The organism is Bittarella sp. HCP28S3_D9, assembly GCF_052065655.1.
Taxonomy (GTDB): Bacteria; Bacillota; Clostridia; order Oscillospirales; family Ruminococcaceae; genus Bittarella; species Bittarella massiliensis.
The window spans coordinates 94385-111019 of record NZ_JBQHTP010000005.1; the positions used below are offsets into that span (position 1 = coordinate 94385).

A 16635-nucleotide genomic window follows, 5' to 3' on the forward strand; every position below is an offset into this window, starting at 1 on the left:
GTCGACAAAACAATACTATGTATAAAGGCAAGACTGCCGGTGATATCGTGTATTCAGTATACCATTTTTTGAAAAAAAGGCAAATTTTTCGCTTTGTAAAGCGGTTTTTCCCCCTTTGCGTCCGGTTCCCCGGGCGCAAAGGGGGACGAAGCCCGTCGATAGGGGTTGGCTTTCTCCAACTCTTCCCCAAAAACTCTGTACCTCTCCCCCCACAATTGGACAGATGCACAGTTTTTCCCAAAATCTCTCTGTCGCCTTGACCTGGCGCTAAAAAGGAATACGATAGAAGAGTTATTAAAAAACCGGTTCCCCCGGAACCGTCAAGAAAGGATGATCGCCGTGACCCGCGACATGACCCAGGGCAGCCCCATCCGCCTGCTGCTCACCTTCTCTTTTCCCCTCCTCATCGGAAACTTGTTTCAACAGTTTTACAACATGGCCGACACCATCATCGTGGGGCGCACCCTGGGGGTGAACGCGCTGGCCGCGGTGGGGGCCACCGGCTCCATCATGTTCTTGGTGCTGGGGTTTGCCCAGGGCCTGGCCGGGGGGCTGGCGGTCATCACCGCCCAGCGCTTCGGCGCGCAGGACGCCGCGGGGGTCCGCCGCTCCTTCACCACCTCCATCCTCCTCAGCGCCGGGTTCACCCTGCTGCTCACCGCCGTCAGCCTGCTGGCCGCCCGCCCCCTGCTGGAGGGGATGAACACCCCCGCCGACATCATCGACGACGCCTACCGCTACCTGTCGGTGATCTTCGCTGGCATCTTCGCCTCCCTCTTTTTCAACCTCCTCTCCAGCGTCATCCGGGCCCTGGGGGACAGCCGCACCCCGCTGTTCTTCCTCATCATCGCCTCGGTCTGCAACGTGGTGCTGGACATCGTCTTCATCGTCAACTTCGGCATGGGGGTGTCCGGGGCCGCCTGGGCCACCGTCATCGCCCAGGTCCTCTCCGGGCTGCTCTGCCTGCTCTACATCTTTCGGCGCTTTGCCATCCTGCGGCTGCACCGGGAGGACTGGGCCTGGCGCGGCCGCTTTGCCTGGGAGCACCTGCGCATCGCCACCCCCATGGCCTTTCAGTTTTGCATCATCGCCGTGGGCAGCATCGTGGTGCAGGGGGTGCTCAACGGATTTGGCTCCACTACAGTGGCGGCCTTTACCGCCGCCTCGAAGATCGACCAGCTGGCCACCCAGCCCCTGGCCTCCATCGGGGTGGCCATCGCCACCTTTTCCGCCCAGAACTACGGCGCCGGAAAGTACCGCCGCATCCGGGATGGGGTGCGCAAGTCCACCCTTCTCTCCCTGGCGTTCTCCCTGGCCGGGGCGGGGCTGGTCATCGGCCTGGGGCACCCGCTGGTGCGGCTGTTTGTGGGGGAGGCCGACCCCACCGTCTTCACCCAGGCCCAGACCTATCTCAACTTGGTCTCCGTCTTCTACTTTTTGCTGGGCTGCGTCTTTGTCTACCGCAACACCATCCAGGGGATGGGGCGGGCCATGGTCCCCATGGTGGCCGGCGTTTTTGAGCTGGTGATGCGGGTGGCCGCCGCCCTGGTGCTGGCCCGGTTCATCGGCTACGCCGGCGTCTGCCTGGCCTCCCCCCTGGCCTGGCTGGGCTCCTGCGCCCTGATCATCCCCACCTATCTGGCCACCCTGCGCCGCCTCCTCCCCCAGGAGGAGCCCTCCCCCGACGAGGGGATGGCCGGCGAGAAATGAGAAAAAGGACTGGACCCATGCGGGTCCAGCCCTTTTTTACAGCCCCTTGGCAAAGGTGTAGGTCCTCTCCCCCGACAGACGGGGCAAGAACTGGTAGCCGTCCTCGCAGAAATCCCGGACGGCGCGCGGGTCTGTCACCCGGTGCTTGACCAGGTAGCGCGCCATCCGCCCCCGGGCCATCTTCGCCTCGGTGGGGAGGCACTTGAGCGCCCGCCCCCGGCGCACCAAAAACCGGCAGGTGATCCACTCCTCCCCGCCGCCCAGGTGGGGGGCAATAGCGCGGGCGTACTCCCCCGATGCCAGGTTGAGCACCGGCTCGCCCCCCTCAAAGAGGGCCTTTGCCAGCCGGTCGCCCCAGTGGGCGTAGAGGTCGCGGCTCTCCCCCACCGCCAGCTTGCAGCCCATCTCTAGCCGGTAGGGGGACACCCCGTCACAGGGGGCCAGCAGGCCGTAGAGGCCGCTGCCGATGCGCAGGCAGGCGTCGGCAAAGGCCAGCTCCTCGCCCGTAAAGTCCTCGGGGGCCAGGTACTTGTACTGCAGCCCCACATAGGCGTAGAGGGCGGGGGCCAGGGGCCGCTCCACCCCAAACTCCTGGTAGAGGGAAAAGGCCTGCAGCCCCAGCTTGGGGCTGATCTTCATCAAACTCTCCAGCTGCCAGGGGGCCAACTCCCGCAGCTGCCCCGCCAGCTGCGCAGCGTCGGCGGCAAAGCGGGGGGCGCGCAGGACCGCGTCGGGGCGGGTGTAGGGGCGCATCTGCTTGGCGGGGGACAAAAAAGCCCGCATCGCTCTCCCCTCCTCTCTCCCAATTTTCTTCTAGTGTACCACAGGTCGGCGGCGCGTGCCAGTCAACAGCTGGGCTTCAGCGGCTGTCCAGCCCGAGGGCCAGCACCGCCTGGGGCAGGAGGTCGGGGAGGCGGCAGAGGCACTCCCCCACCTGTCAGTAGCGCGCCGCCTGTGCCCGGGCCGCCTGCCCTCCGGCGGGGGTCAGGCACGGCCACCCCTCCCGCTGGGTCACCAGATCGTCTGCCGTCAGGGCCGGCAGCATCCGTTCGACGCTGGCCCGAGTAACCCCCAGCCGCCGCGCCCGGTCGGCCGAGCGCAGCCGCCCGCCCTCTTTTTAAAAATGAGTGGGTAGCGCAGCCTTGCCGCCGTCAGCTGCGCCCCGCACAGCCCCTTTGCCCGGGTCTTTGCGGCCACCCTCTCTCCCCTTTGCAGCGCGCCGCGCCCAACGGTTAGCATTGTGTAACTTTGTTTTTAGTTTACCCTTCCCGACAGCGGTTGTCAACCGTCTTTTTTCCCGCAGCCGCCCCAAGGCAGAGGGCGCTTTCCTGCCCCAAATGCCCAAAATTTCGCCCGGGCACACCCCTATCTTCGTGGCAATTGGCCCTTGTTCCCACCCCCTGACGGCCGTATAATGGGAGGGCCAAACGGGGGCGCAGAGACAGGCGCCCCCATACACTGTGTACATCGGGAGGTGAGAGGATGCGCGTTCGAAGGTGGAGGGACAAATCGGCCGGACCCGACTGCCCTCCGGGGTGGATCGCCCTGTGCGCCGCTGCGCGGCCTCTCCCCTCTCGCTTTCGGTAGGGGGCGCGCAGTCCGTCGCCCAGGCGGCGAAAAAAAGAGACAGTTTCGTCCGGTCCTGTTCATCCAGCTCTGCATTTTTGGCAACACTGGAATGGAGAGGATGATGCAAGATGTTTCTGCAAAGACACAGCGGCGCCGGTTCCAACCGCGCCATTCAAAAACGCCGGGCCAGCGAGGAGCTGCTGCGCCCCTACGCCCGCTGCACCGGGGAGGAGGCCCTGCAATTGCAGGGCAGCGGCCCCCGCGGCCTCTCGGCCGCTGCCGCCGCCGAGAGATTGGAGGAGTGCGGCCCCAACCGCATTCGCAGCGAGGCGCGCCACGGCCTTCTCTACCGGCTGGGGCAGGCCTTTGTCAACCCCTTTAACCTGGTTTTACTGCTGGTGGCGGCCATCACCTTTGTCACCGACGTCCTTCTCTCCCAGAGCGGCGACGTCACCACCGTCGTCATCGTGCTGGCCCTGGTGGGGCTGTCGGGCCTGGTCTCCTTTGTGCAGGGCGAGCGCTCGGGCAAGGCCGCGGCCGCCCTGCAGTCGATGATCTCCAACCAAGTCGACGTGGTGCGGGAGGGCGAGACCCGCTCCATCCCCATCGACCAGGTGGTGCCGGGGGACGTGGTCCGCCTCTCGGCGGGGGACATCATCCCCGGGGACGTCCGCTTCCTCGCCGCCAAGGACGCCTTTCTCTCCCAGGCGGCCCTCACCGGGGAATCGGCCCCGGTGGAGAAGTTCGCCCAGCTGCCCGGGGGCGAAGAGGGGGCCCTCACCGATCTGGGGGACCTGGGCTTTATGGGCTCCAACATGATCAGCGGCAGCGCCACCGCCCTGGTGGTGGCCACCGGGAACGACACCTACTTCGGCTCCATGGCCCAGAGCCTGTCGGGCGACCGGGCCAAAAACAGCTTTGAGCGGGGGGTGGACGGGGTCAGCCGGCTGCTCATCCGCTTCATGTTGGCGATGGTGCCGGTCATCTTTCTGGTCAACGGCTTCACCAAGGGGGACTGGGGCGGCGCCCTCCTCTTCGCCGTCACCATCGCCGTGGGTCTCACCCCCGAAATGCTGCCCATGATCATGACCTCCACCCTGGCCAAGGGGGCGGTGGCCATGTCCAAACACCAGACCATCGTCAAGACCCTCAGCTCGATCCAGACCTTCGGCGAGATGGATGTGCTCTGCACCGACAAGACCGGCACCCTCACCGAGGACCGGATCGTGCTGGAAAAGTACATGGACGTGCGGGGCGGGGACGACCTGCGCATCCTCCGCCACGCCTACCTCAACAGCGCCTTTCAGACCGGGCTCAAAAACCTCATCGACCTGGCCATCATCGGCCGCGCCGGGGAAAACGGCCTCCCCCCGCTGCTGGAGGGCTACACCCGGGTGGACGAGATTCCCTTTGACTTCAGCCGCCGGCGGATGAGCGTGGTGCTGTCCGACGGCAGCGGCAAGCGGCAGCTCATCACCAAGGGGGCGGTGGAGGAGGTGCTCTCGATTTGCGCCTTCGCCGAGCTGGACGGGGCCATTTTGCCCCTGACCCCCGACGTGCGGCAGGCGGCCCTCGCCCTCTGCGCCGCCCACAGCGCCGAGGGGCTGCGGATGATCGCCGTCGCCCAGAAAAACGAGCTCCCGGCGGCCGAAAACTTCTCGGTGGCCGACGAGCGGGAGATGGTGCTGCTGGGCTTCATCGGCTTTCTCGACCCGCCCAAGGAGAGCAGCGGGGCCGCTGTCGCCGCCCTGCGCCAACACGGGGTGCGCACGGTGGTCCTCACCGGGGACAGCGAGGGGGTGGCCGTCAAGGTCTGCGGCAAGGTGGGCATCGACACCGGTCACCGGCTCACCGGCGCCCAGGTGGAGGAGATGGACGACAGCGCCCTGGGCGAGGCCGTGCAGCGCTGCCAGCTCTTCTCCAAGCTCTCCCCCCTGCAGAAGAGCCGGGTGGTGGAGGCCTTTCAGCGCGCCGGGCACACGGTGGGCTACATGGGCGACGGCATCAACGACGCCCCGGCCATGCGCCAGGCGGACGTGGGCATCTCGGTGGACAGCGCCGTGGACATCGCCAAGGAGACCGCCGACATCATCCTGCTGAAAAAGGACCTGATGGTCTTGGAAGAGGGGGTGCTGGAGGGGCGTCGCACCTTCGGCAACATCGTCAAATACATCAAGATGGCCGCCAGCGGCAACTTCGGCAACATGATTTCGGTGATGGTGGCCAGCCTCTTTCTCCCCTTCCTCCCCCTGTTGCCGGTGCACATCCTCATCCAAAACCTCCTCTGCGACTTCGCCCAGCTGGGCATCCCCTTCGACCGGGTGGACGCCGCCTACCTCCGCTCCCCCCGCCGCTGGGAGACCGGCACCATCCAGCGCTTCATGCTGATCATGGGGCCCCTCAGCTCGCTATTCGACATCGCCCTCTACCTGATGCTCTGGTTCTGGCTGGGGGCGAATACAGCGGGTTTGGCCCCCCTCTTTCAGTGCGGCTGCTTTGTCTTCGGCACCCTGTCGCAGATCGCGGTGGTGCACATGATCCGCACCGCCCGCATCCCCTTTGTGCAGAGCAGGGCCGCCCTGCCCCTGGCCCTCTCCACCGGGGTGGTGGGGGCCGTGGCCCTCTTTCTGGGCTTTGGGCCGGCGGCTGCAGCCATCGACCTGCGCCCCCTGCCCCTGGCCTTCCTCCCCTGTCTGGCCCTGCTGCTGGGCGGCTACTGCGTGGCCTCCCAGCTGGTCAAGCGGCTCTATGTCAGGCACTGGGGCGAGTGGCTGTAACCGCCCCCCTCTCCCGCGGCGGGCAAAACGGGCAAAAAAGGCCTGGAAAACCGTTTGGTTTTCCAGGCCTTTTGGCGCTCTTTACAAGAGGGTCCTACGCCCGGTAGACGACCTCGCCGTTTTTGATGGTCATCACACAGTTGAGGGCGGCCTCGATGTTTTCCACCGGGTTCTCGGCAAAGACCGCCAGGTGGGCCTTTTTGCCCGGGGCGATGCTGCCCAAGCTGTCCTCCACCGAGCAGAGCTCGGCGGCGTTGATGGTGCCGGTGCGGATGGCCTCCATGGGGGTCATGCCCGCCTTCACCATCAGCACCATCTCGTAGGCGGTCATGGCGTGGCTGTTGAAGGGGGTGCCCGCATCGGTGCCCAGGGCGATCTTGACCCCGGCCTCGTGGGCGCGGCGGAAGGTGTCCAGGTGGGCCTCCACCGCGTTTTCGGCCTTGCGCACCACGTAGTCGGCAATGCCCGCCTCGGTGCCCTTGACCACGATCCAGTGCACCGCCGCCAGGGTGGGCACGTAGTAGACGCCGTGCTCCTTCATGTAGTCAAAGCACCAGTCGTCCATAAAAAAGCCGTGCTCGATGGAGTCGACCCCCGCCCGCAGGGCGTTTTTGATGCCGGTCATCCCCTGGGCGTGGGTACAGGTCTTGGCCCCCACCTTGTGGGCCTCCTCAATGGCGGCCCGCAGCTCGTCCTCGCCCAGCTGGGGGGACCCCGGCTCCACCCCTTTGGTCATGACGCCGCCGGTGGCCATCACCTTGACCCAGTCGGCCCCCGCCTTGAGCTGCTCTCTGGCGGCCTTGCGGCAGTCGTCGGGACCGTCGGCCTCCCGCCCCATGGACCAGCCGTGCCCGCCGGTCATGCAGATGCACTTGCCCGAGACCTGCATGTCCGGGGCGAGGATCTTGCCGGCCTTGGCCTCGTCGCGGATGTCCACGTCGATGTAGTGGATGCCGCCCACATCTCGGATGAAGGTCACCCCCGACTGGATGTGCATCTTCAGCTGCTCCAGGGAGAACATGGTGACCTGGGCGTCGGTCTCGGTGTAGGTGGGGTTGGCCACCGGCGCCAGGTTCATGTGGGTATGGCAGTTGAAGAGCCCCGGCAGGACGGTGGCGCCCTTGAGGTCGATCACCTCCGCCCCCTCGGGGGCCTGTAGGACACCCACCTCTTTGATGAGCCCGTCCTCCACCAAAATGCTGCTGCCGGTGAGAACCGTTCCGGCCTCCACATCCACGATGTTGCCGCCGGTGATAAAGGTCTGTTTCACTTGCAAGATCCTCCTTTTCTTTCCTTTTTCGATGGGCCTATTATACTCCATTCCCGATGGATTTTAAAGGTGGAAAGCGGTAAAATTTTCACTTTTTCCCAACCGGTGAAAGGCGCTCTCCGCGGGGCCCCCTCCCTGCCGCCGGGAAAAGGGCCCATAAAAGGGGAGTGGAGGGCGGCGCGGGCAATCAAAGCCGCCCGTTGAACGGGGGGATGCGCCGGCCCTAAAAGGACATCATGCGGGTTTCGTTCCGCAAGGGACACCGAAATTTCAGGACCGGACGACCCGCACCGCCATCGGCAAACCGGTCGTCTGGGCGACTATTTTTTGCCATCCATCTCCAAAATCGCCTTGCTCGTTGCGCCTTTCGCGCCCTTCCCTCTCGGGAAGCCTGGTGCAAAGGTCCTCTGGCCCTCCCCGGAAAGGGGCCGCCAAAATTGCAACCAAAAACAGCCCGCCATCCGGGCGGGCTGTCGATGTGGGAAGGCGAACGGGCTGCCCTTTACTCCACCTCCACCGACTGGCGGATGAAGTGGAGGATGCGCAGCTTGGTCTCCCGGAACTCGTCGGTGAGGGGAAAGTCGGCGTCCCGCCTGCCGCTGCAGTGCACCGGCAGCTCCAGCCCGATCTCCCCGGGGGCGCCGGTGAGGATGTAGATGCGGTTGGAGAGGAGGATCGCCTCGTCGATGTCGTGGGTGATGAAGAGGGTGGAGGAGCGAACGGCCTCCATCACCTGCAGGTACCAGCTGTGGATCTGCGACTTGGTGATGGCGTCCAGGGCGCCAAAGGGCTCGTCCAGCAGCATCATCTTGCTGGAAAAGAGGTAGGCGCGCAGGAAGGCGGCCCGCTGCCGCATCCCCCCCGAAAGCTGGTTGGGGTACTGGTCCTCGCACCCCGCCAGGCCGAACTGCGCAAAGTAGGGGCGCACCCGCTCCCGGGCCTCCTTGCGCCCCACCCCCTGCAGCCGCAGGGGGACGCAGACGTTTTGCAGCACCGTCTTGAAGGGGAGCAGCAGGTCCTTTTGCTGCATGTAGCTGACCACCCCGGTGCGGCCGGTGATGTCGGCCCCGTCCAGGGTCACCCGGCCGCTGTCGGCCGGCTCCAGCCCGGAGAGGACGTTGAAGAGGGTGGTCTTGCCGATCCCGCTGACCCCCAGCAGGCAGACGATCTCCCCCTCCTCCACCCGCAGGTCGATGTCGCGGATGATAGTGCGCCCGTCATAGGACTTGGTGATTTTTTCGGCGGTAAAAAAAGACATGGCGTTTCCCCTCACTGGGCGGGCAGGTAGTCGTTGGTAAAGCCCTCGGTGCTGATGTCCCTGTCCACCAGGCCCTTCTCCTCCATCCACTTGAAGAAGTTCCCCCAGCGCGTTGGGTCAAAGGTGCCCCAGTGGGGCTTGTCGCCCTGGTACTGGTCGGCCAGCCACTTCTGGCTCTCGACGGCGATCGCCTCGTCGATCTCGGGGGCGTGCTTGACCAGGATCTTGGCGGCGTCCTCCGGGTTTTCCATGGCGTACTGGTACCCCTTGGCGGTGGCGGCCAAGAAGGCCCGGGCCTGGTCGGGGTGCTCCTGCAAAAAGGCGTTGCTGGAGGCCAGGAGGGGGGTGTACTCGTCAAAGACAGGGTTCAGGTCCTTCATGTTCATGTAGTCAAAGTCCATCCCCTTGACCTTGCAGGCGACCCCGTCCCAGGCGTAAAAGATCCAGGCGGCGTCGATGTCGGTGTTCAGGGCGGTGATCAGGTCGGTGGCGCTGTTGGGGATCATCTTCACCTTGTCGTAGTCCCCCCCGTCGGCGGACATGATGTCGGTGAGGGTGGCCTTTTCAAAGGGGCTGTCCCAGGCGGCGTAGCGCTTGCCCTCCAGGTCTTTGGGGGAGCGGATGCCGGTCTCCTTCAGGGAGATGATGCCGGAGGTGTTGTGGTCGATGATAGAGGCCACGGCGGTCACCGGCAGCGGGCTGTCCGAGGCGAGGGCGGCGGCGATCTGCTCCTGCACGCTGACGGCGAACTGGGCCTTGCCGCCGGCCAGCAGGGAGAGGGCGCCGTCCTCGGGGGGCTGCTGGATGTGCACCTTGAGCCCCGCCTCCTCATAATAGCCCTTTTCCAGGGCCACGTACATGCCGGTGTGGTTGGTGTTGGGCACCCAGTCCAGCACCACGGTGATGTCGGTCAGGCCGTCTTTTTCGCCGGAGTCGCCCTTTTTGCACCCGCTCAGGGGCAGGGCGCACAGGGTGAGGGCCAGCAGGACAGCCAAGCACTTTTTCATCTTCATCTCTTCTTTTCTCCTCGATTTTCAAGACTTCTGTTTTTGGTTGTAGGGCATTGCCTTCTTCTCCGCCCAGCCCACAAGCTTGAGCAGCAGCAGGCTGATGATGCTCACCAAAAAGATGACGGCGAACATCTTGTCAAAGGCATAGGACTTGCGCACCCGGGTCATGTAGACGCCCAGGCCCCCTTCGCCCCCCAGCCACTCGGCCACCACCGCGCCCACAATGGAGTAGGAGGCGGCGATGCGAAAGCCCGAGAAGAAGTGGGGCAGCGCCGAGGGGATCTTCACCTGCCACAGGATCTGCCACTTGGAGGCCCCCATGGAGGTGAAGAGGCGGATCACGTCCCGGTCCACCGCGGCAAAGCCCGAGAGCAGCCCGATGACCGTGGGGAAAAAGCAGACGATGACGATCAGCAGCACCTTGGGGGTGAGGCCGTAGCCAAACCAGAGCACCAGCAGCGGGGCGATGGCGATGGAGGGCACCGTCTGGGTGAGCACCAGCAGCGGGTAGACCGAGCGGTGCAAAAAGAGGAAGCGGTCCATCAGCACCGCCAGCACAAAGGCCAGGGCGGTGCTGCAAAACAGCCCCAGAAAGGACTCCCAGAGGGAGATGCGGGCGTGGTCCATCAAGAGCCCGAAGTCCTTGACAAAGGCCCGCGCCACCGCCCAGGGGGAGGGCAGCATATACCCCGGCAGGACGCCGAAGTAGGAGATGCCGCTCCAGATCGCCAGCAGCAGGGCGATGAGGGCAAAGGGGTAGAGTTTACTGGTGATGCTTCGTGACCTTTTTGTCAATGGACCACACCCCCACACTCGGATTGTAGGCGATCTTCACGTAGGAGCTGACCCCCGGCGCGCCGGCGCGGATACAGATCTTCTGGCACTCCTTGACCATCTCCATCAACTGGTCAAAGGGGCCCTCCACCGTGGTCTCAAAGGGGCCCACAAAGACCGGCAGACCGCTGGATTTCAGGTAGGCGATGACCTCGTCCACCACGCGGATGACCTCCTCGCCCTCCACCTTGGGCAGGACCTGGATGGCAATGCTGCACTCCGGCTGTTTTTCACTCATTTTTTCTTCCTCCTTCTCTCATCGCAGCGCAAAAAAGGCTGCACGGGCGCGCACCCGTACAGCCTTGGCAGTCTGTTCCCTTGCTGACAAATCCCTACGCCGGCATTATCCGTACAGGTTCGCGGGTCAGGGCAGGTCACTGCCCAATCTCAGCCGGTTTACGCCAGCCCCCCGTTTGACTATTTGTTTTTGATAGCGACTTCATCATACCCCACCGGTTGGGGTTTGTCAATTTCTTTTTTGCCCCTCCCCCGCTCAAAGCACCTTGGAGAGGAAGTCGACGGTGCGGGGGTTTTGGGGGTTGCCGAAGAGCTCCTCCGGGCTGCCCTGCTCCACGATGACCCCGTCGTCCATGAAGAGGATGCGGTCCCCCATCTCCCGGGCAAAGCCCATCTCGTGGGTGACCACCACCATGGTCATCCCCCCCTGGGCCAGCTGCTTCATCACCGCCAGCACCTCCCCCACCATCTCGGGGTCCAGGGCCGAGGTGGGCTCGTCAAAGAGCATCACGTCCGGGTCCATGGCCAGGGCGCGGGCGATGGCCACCCGCTGTTTCTGCCCGCCCGAGAGGGAGTTCGGGTAGCTGTCGGCCTTGTCCGAAAGGCCCACCATCTCCAGCAGTTCCAGCCCCCGCTTCCGGGCGGCTTCCGGCTTCTGGCCCTTGACCTTGATGGGGGCCATGGTCACGTTTTGCAGCACCGTCTTGTGGGGGAAGAGGTTGAACTGCTGAAAGACCATCCCCATCTTCTCCCGCAGTTTGTCCTCGTCAAAGCGCTTGCCGGTGATCTCCTGCCCCTCAAAGACAATGGTCCCCGAGGTGGGCCGCTCCAACAGGTTGAGGCAGCGCAGAAAGGTGGATTTGCCCGAGCCAGAGGGGCCGATGACCACCACCACCTCGCCCTTTTCCACCGTTTCCGAGATGCCCTTGAGCACCCCGTTTTCGCCGAAGGATTTGTACAGATCTTTAACGGTTATCACTGACTTTGTACCTCCTCTCCACCCAGAGCATCAGCCGCCCCAGGGTAAAGGTCAAAACGAAGTAGAAGGCGGCGGCCACCAGCAGGGGTTCCAGGGGCAGGAAGGTGGCGCCGGAGATGTTTTTCGAGGTGAAGAGCAGCTCCGCCACCCCGATGACCGAGGCCATGGAGGAGTTTTTGATGACCCCCACGAACTCGTTGCCGATGGCCGGCAGGATGTTCTTGACCGCCTGGGGCATCACCACCAGCCACATGGCCTTGCGGCGGCTCATCCCCAGGCTGCGGGCGGCCTCCATCTGGCCCCGGTCCACCGCCTCGATCCCGGCGCGGACCACCTCGCAGATGTAGACGCTGGCGTTCATGACAATGGCGATCACCGCCGCCTGAAAGGAGGTGAAGTTGAAGCCCAGGGCGATTTTGCTGCCCGAGTAGACGATGATCATCAAAAGCAGCATGGGCACGCAGCGCATCACCTCGATAAAGGCCGAGGCGAGAAGGGACAGGGGGCGAAGTTTTTTATACCCCAGCCGGGAGGTCTTGAGAAAATAGAGCAGCACCCCCAGCAGGGTGGCGAAGAGGATCGAGACAAGGGAGAGCTTCAAAGTCATCCAGAGGCTGGAAAAGTAGCTGGCCTTGTACCCGCTCCAAAAACTGAAATTCACGGTGACATCTTCCTCTCTGGCCCCCTCCCGCCGGGGCGGGGGCCGGTCGCTGGCCCGTTTGCATCCGGCCGGGCCGGCCGGGATCCCGGCAAAGGAAAACGGGCGGCTTTGCTCGCCCGTTTTTGCTCTGCGGTGTGGGGTGCTATTCCTCGCTGCCGGCGTTCTGCGCCGCCAGGGCACAGGCCTCGTCCACCAGCTTCTCCATCTGTCCGTCGGCTTTCAGGCGGGCGATGGTCTTGTTGATTTCGGCTGTCAGGCTGCTCTCCCCCTTGGGGATGGCCACGGCGGTGGAGTCCTCGCCGGGGTTTTCGCTGGGGAAGGTGCAGTTCTGGTTGATGACCAGGTCCGGGTTGGAGATGACCATGGTGCGGCAGACCGTGTCGTCGGTGACGATGCCGTCGATCTGCCCGGCCTTGAGGGACATGAGCAGGGTGTTCATGCTGCCGATGTAGGTCACCTGGGTGCCCTGGGGCTCCAAGTTGTTCTGGGCGTACACCTGCTGGGTGGAGGACATCTGAATGCCGATCTTGTTGTCGGCCAACTCGGCCACGCTGTCCATCCCCGCGGTGTTTTTCTTGTTCATCAAGAGGAGGTTTTTGCCGGTGTAGTAGGGGTCGGAGAAGTCCACCTGCTGGCGGCGCTTCTCGGTGGTGGCGAGGCCGGAGATCAGCACGTCGCACTGCCCGGCGTTGAGGGCGCTGATGAGCCCCTCAAACTCCATCTCCTTGATTTCCAGCTCGACGCCCAGGTCGCTGGCGATGGCCTTTGCCAGCTCGACGTCAAACCCGGAGACCGTGTCCTTGCCGTCCACGATGGCGTGGAATTCATAGGGGGCGAATTCCGCGTTCATTCCCACAACGATCTTGCCCTTGGCTTTGATCTGGGCCAGCAGATCCTGCCCCTCTCCATTGGAAGAGGCGTCGGCTGCCGCTGCGCCGCAGCCGGTAAAGGTGGCCAGCGCCATCAGCGCCGCCAGGGCGATGCCCAAAATTTGCTTCACTCGATCCATCTGTTTCATCTGTGATTCCCCCTATTGGTTTTCATCGTGTCGGCGTCTCCGCCTTGTTGCTTCATCATAGTAGCATAGTAGCACGCTAAAGTCAACAGAAAAACAGAGGCGCCCTCTGTTTTTGGCAATTCCACCAGAGGGCGCAAACAATCGCTCAAATTCTGTGCATTTTTTCCAGTTTTAGGGGGCGGATGGGGGGTCACAGGATGCCGTCGTCCCGGAGGAGCTTGTACTCCAGCGAATCCACCTGGGCGCGCAGGGAGGCGCGGATGATGTCGTGGGAGACCCCCACCGTGGTCCAGACGTTTTCGCCGTCGGTGGACTCGATGAGCACCCGCACCCGGGAGGCCGAGTTGGCGCTCTGCTCCACCACCCGCACCTTGTAGTCGGTCAGCCGCACCCGGGCGATGGCGGGGTAAAACCGGGTCACCGCCTTGCGCACGGCGTTGTCCAGGGCGTTGACCGGGCCCCGCCCCTCGTCGGCGGTCATCTCGTACTGGTCCCCCACCCGCACCTTGCAGATGGCCGAGGAGGTGCTGAACACCCCCGACTCCTGTTCGCTGAAGATGCGGTAGAGCTCCAACTTGAAGTGGGGGCGGTGCATCCCCAGGTGCTTGAGGATCAGCACCTGCAAGCTGGCCTCGGCCGACTCGTACTGGTAGCCCCGCAGCTCCCTGGCCTTCACGTCCTCCAGCACCTCGGTGATCTCGGGGGCGTCGGGGGGCATGGTGGGGTCGACCTTGCGGATGCTGTGGTAGAGCACCGCCTTCCCCCCCACCTCGCTGATGAGGATGTGGCGCTTGTTTCCCACCAGGTCGGGGGAGATGTGCTCAAAGGTACGACTGTTCTTGTGCACGGCGTCCACGTGCATCCCCGCCTTGTGGGAGAAGGCGCCGCCCCCCACATAGGGCATGCTGTCGGGCAGGGTGAGGTTGGCCACGTCGGAGATGATGCGGGCGGTCTTGGTCAGGCGGGCCATCTGCTCCCTCTCCACGCAGGGGTAGCCCATCTTCAGTTGCAGGGTGGGGAGCACCGTCGAGAGGTTGGCGTTGCCGCAGCGCTCGCCAAAGCCCACATAGGTGCCCTGCACCATCCGCGCCCCGCCCTCCACCGCCGCCAGGCTGGCCGCCACGGCGCAGCCGATGTCGTTGTGGCAGTGGATGCCCACCGGGCAGCCCAGCTCCCGGCAGACCTGCTGGGTCGCCCGGCGGACCTCGCTGGGGAGGGTGGCCCCGTTGGTGTCGCAGAGGACGACCCAGTCGGCCCCGGCGTCCCGGGCGGCGCGGACGGTCTCCATGGCGTAGCGGGGGTTTTGGCGGTAGCCGTCGAAGAAGTGCTCGGCGTCGTAGAGGACCTCTTTCCCCTGCCCCTTTAGGTAGGCGACGGTCTCCCCGATCATCCGCAGGTTTTCCTCCAGGGTGGTCTTGAGCACGTCCTTCACGTGGAGGTCCCAGCTCTTGCCGAAGATGCAGACCGCCGGAGTCCCCGCCTCGCAGAGGGCGGCGATCCCCCGGTCCTCCTGCGGGGCGAGGAATTTGCGGCAGGTGGCGCCAAAGGCCACCAGCTTGCTGTGCTCCAGGGGGACCTGCCGCGCCCGCTCAAAAAAGAGCAGGTCCTTGGGCCCGGAGGAGGGGTTCCCCGCCTCGATATAGGGGATCCCCTGCCGGTCCAAGGCCCGCAAGATCTCCACCTTGTCCTCCACCGAAAAGGAGATGTTCTTCCCCTGCGCGCCGTCGCGCATGGTGGAATCCAACAGCCAGACCCGCTCTCTCTCCACTGCAAAACGCCCCTTCTGTACCGGGCCCGCACGGCCCTTTTGTCAAGGCGCTTTCGGCGCGGCCCGCACCGGCCGAACGCGCCCCTTTCTCTGTTAGTTTACAAGCTGCCCGCCCCCCTGTCAACCGGCGCAAAAAAAGCGGGCCGCCCCTCTGCAAGGGGGCGACCCGCACGGCGGGGACGGTCACTCGGCCCTTCCCTCGAGAGGGGGCGGCATGCCCCCCTCCCCCGCGGGGGCGAGGCCCCGGCGCCGCAGCCGCCGGCCGACAAACTCGCCAAAGAGGGTGTAGAGCACCGAGAAGGTGGGCACGGCCAGAAACATCCCCAGGGGGCCGAAGAGGCCGCCGCCCACCACGATGGACAGCATCACCCAGAAGGGGGAGAGGCCGATGGACTGGCCCAGGATGCGGGGGCAGATGAAGTTGCCGTCGATCTGCTGCAGGCAGAGGATGAAGAGGACAAACCACAGGCACTTGACCGGGTCGGCGATGAGGATGATGAGCCCCGAGGGCACCCCACCCAAAAAGGGGCCGAACACCGGGATGACGTTGGTGCAGCCCACCACCGCGCTCACCAGCGGCGCGTAGGGGATTTTGAGCAGGGAGGTGCCGATGAAGCAGAGCACCCCCACCAGCAGCGAGTCGGCGATCTGCCCGGTGAGAAAGCCGCCGAAGGTGCGGTGGGCCAGCGCCCCCACCCGCAGCGCGCCGTCCACCCGCCGCCGCGAAAAGAGGGCGTAGAGGACCCGCTTGCACTGGGAGCAAAACCGCTCTTTGTTGTAGAGCAGGTAGACCGAGGCCACCAGCGCCAGCAGGGCCTTGACCAAAAAGCCCCCCACCGACATCGACCAGCCCACCAGTTTGGGCAGGGCGGCCTGCAAAAAGGCGATGGCCTTGTCCCAGATCCCCTCCCAGGACTGGAGGACGCCGGCGATCCGGTCCGGGCCGATGCCGTATTCGGCCAGCGCCCGCTGCAAAAAGGCGCTCCCCTGGTCGATGAGGCCGCCGCTCTGGGCGATGAGGCTGCGGATGCTGGCGACGAGCTGGGGGATGAGCAGGGCGACCAGGGCGGCGATCAGCCCCAGAAAGAGCAGGTAGACGATCCCCACCGCCGCAATGCGGCGGGCGCGGGGGCTCTTGACGCCGCAGAGCCAGCGCCGCTCGATCCACCCGAGGGGCTTGGCCAGCAAATAGGCGATGCCAAAGGCCGCCAAAAAGGGGGCCAGCAGCCCCAGCGCCGCCCCAGCGGCCCGCGAGATCTCCCCAAAGTGGGAGAAAAAGGCGTAGAGCAGCACCCCCGCCAACACGATGAGCAGGTTGGGCAGCGCCTTGCGGACCATCCGCCTTGCCTCTCTGTGCTCCATCCTCTCTTCCCCCTCTCTCTTCTCTGCTTACCAGTATACACGATCCCCCCGCCATCCAGCGCCCTTTTTTCTGAATATTTTATGACTTCTCTCCGCCACAAAAGAGGGGGCCCCCGCGCCCCCCCGGGGGGGGGGGGGGGGGCGGGGGGGGGGGGGGGGGGGGGTGTTTGTTTTGGGGGGGG

General features: G+C 64.8%; 13 protein-coding genes and 1 riboswitch. Of the genes, 2 read left to right on the forward strand and 11 right to left on the reverse strand.

Features of this window, described 5'->3' with window-relative positions:
* The first annotated feature begins 330 nt into the window (after positions 1–330).
* The gene (locus ACTNAU_RS04715; RefSeq protein ID WP_441097721.1) at positions 331–1710 is read left to right on the forward strand and encodes an MATE family efflux transporter; all 1380 of its coding nucleotides are present in this window, start codon (positions 331–333) and stop codon (positions 1708–1710) included.
* Positions 1711–1746: 36 nt separating this feature from the next.
* Here ACTNAU_RS04715 and ACTNAU_RS04720 read toward each other — a convergent pair whose 3' ends face one another.
* Positions 1747–2493 (reverse strand): YaaA family protein, encoded by a 747-nt coding sequence (locus ACTNAU_RS04720; RefSeq protein WP_216401606.1) that lies wholly within the window; start codon positions 2491–2493, stop codon positions 1747–1749.
* 914 nt (positions 2494–3407) lie between these two features.
* Between ACTNAU_RS04720 and mgtA the strand changes: the two genes are divergently transcribed.
* Positions 3408–6056, forward strand: coding sequence for a magnesium-translocating P-type ATPase (mgtA, locus tag ACTNAU_RS04725; RefSeq protein WP_441097722.1), 2649 nt, complete (start codon positions 3408–3410; stop codon positions 6054–6056).
* A gap of 94 nt (positions 6057–6150) precedes the next feature.
* On the opposite strand, the gene ACTNAU_RS04730 is transcribed toward mgtA, so the two are convergent.
* The 10 genes from ACTNAU_RS04730 to ACTNAU_RS04775 form a co-directional block, all read right to left on the reverse strand.
* A complete protein-coding gene (locus ACTNAU_RS04730; protein WP_441097723.1) occupies positions 6151–7326 on the reverse strand; it encodes an amidohydrolase family protein in 1176 nt (391 codons plus the stop codon).
* 502 nt (positions 7327–7828) lie between these two features.
* Positions 7829–8584: an ABC transporter ATP-binding protein gene (locus ACTNAU_RS04735; RefSeq protein WP_441097724.1), complete on the reverse strand. Its 756-nt coding sequence runs from the start codon at positions 8582–8584 to the stop codon at positions 7829–7831.
* An 11-nt stretch (positions 8585–8595) separates the two neighbouring features.
* Entirely contained in the window at positions 8596–9597 is a 1002-nt protein-coding gene (locus tag ACTNAU_RS04740) for an ABC transporter substrate-binding protein (protein ID WP_441097725.1), read from the reverse strand.
* 21 nt (positions 9598–9618) lie between these two features.
* Entirely contained in the window at positions 9619–10389 is a 771-nt protein-coding gene (locus tag ACTNAU_RS04745; protein ID WP_044992507.1) for an ABC transporter permease, read from the reverse strand.
* The gene (locus ACTNAU_RS04750; RefSeq protein WP_021659402.1) at positions 10358–10666 is read right to left on the reverse strand and encodes a thiamine-binding protein; all 309 of its coding nucleotides are present in this window, start codon (positions 10664–10666) and stop codon (positions 10358–10360) included. Before ACTNAU_RS04750 ends, ACTNAU_RS04745 begins: the two co-directional genes overlap by 32 nt.
* Before the next feature lie 74 nt (positions 10667–10740).
* Positions 10741–10850: riboswitch (TPP riboswitch) on the reverse strand.
* A 71-nt stretch (positions 10851–10921) separates the two neighbouring features.
* Complete coding sequence (locus tag ACTNAU_RS04755; protein WP_216401600.1) at positions 10922–11644, reverse strand: amino acid ABC transporter ATP-binding protein; 723 nt, start codon at positions 11642–11644, stop codon at positions 10922–10924.
* Positions 11631–12305 (reverse strand): amino acid ABC transporter permease, encoded by a 675-nt coding sequence (locus ACTNAU_RS04760; RefSeq protein WP_256135898.1) that lies wholly within the window; start codon positions 12303–12305, stop codon positions 11631–11633. Before ACTNAU_RS04760 ends, ACTNAU_RS04755 begins: the two co-directional genes overlap by 14 nt.
* A gap of 142 nt (positions 12306–12447) precedes the next feature.
* Positions 12448–13323 carry a transporter substrate-binding domain-containing protein gene (locus ACTNAU_RS04765; protein ID WP_441097726.1) on the reverse strand — a complete coding sequence of 292 codons (876 nt, stop codon included), beginning with the start codon at positions 13321–13323 and terminating at the stop codon, positions 12448–12450.
* 190 nt (positions 13324–13513) lie between these two features.
* Complete coding sequence (cimA, locus tag ACTNAU_RS04770) at positions 13514–15091, reverse strand: citramalate synthase (RefSeq protein WP_441097727.1); 1578 nt, start codon at positions 15089–15091, stop codon at positions 13514–13516.
* A gap of 183 nt (positions 15092–15274) precedes the next feature.
* A complete protein-coding gene (locus ACTNAU_RS04775) occupies positions 15275–16453 on the reverse strand; it encodes an AI-2E family transporter (RefSeq protein ID WP_441097728.1) in 1179 nt (392 codons plus the stop codon).
* Between the last annotated feature and the right edge of the window lie 182 nt (positions 16454–16635).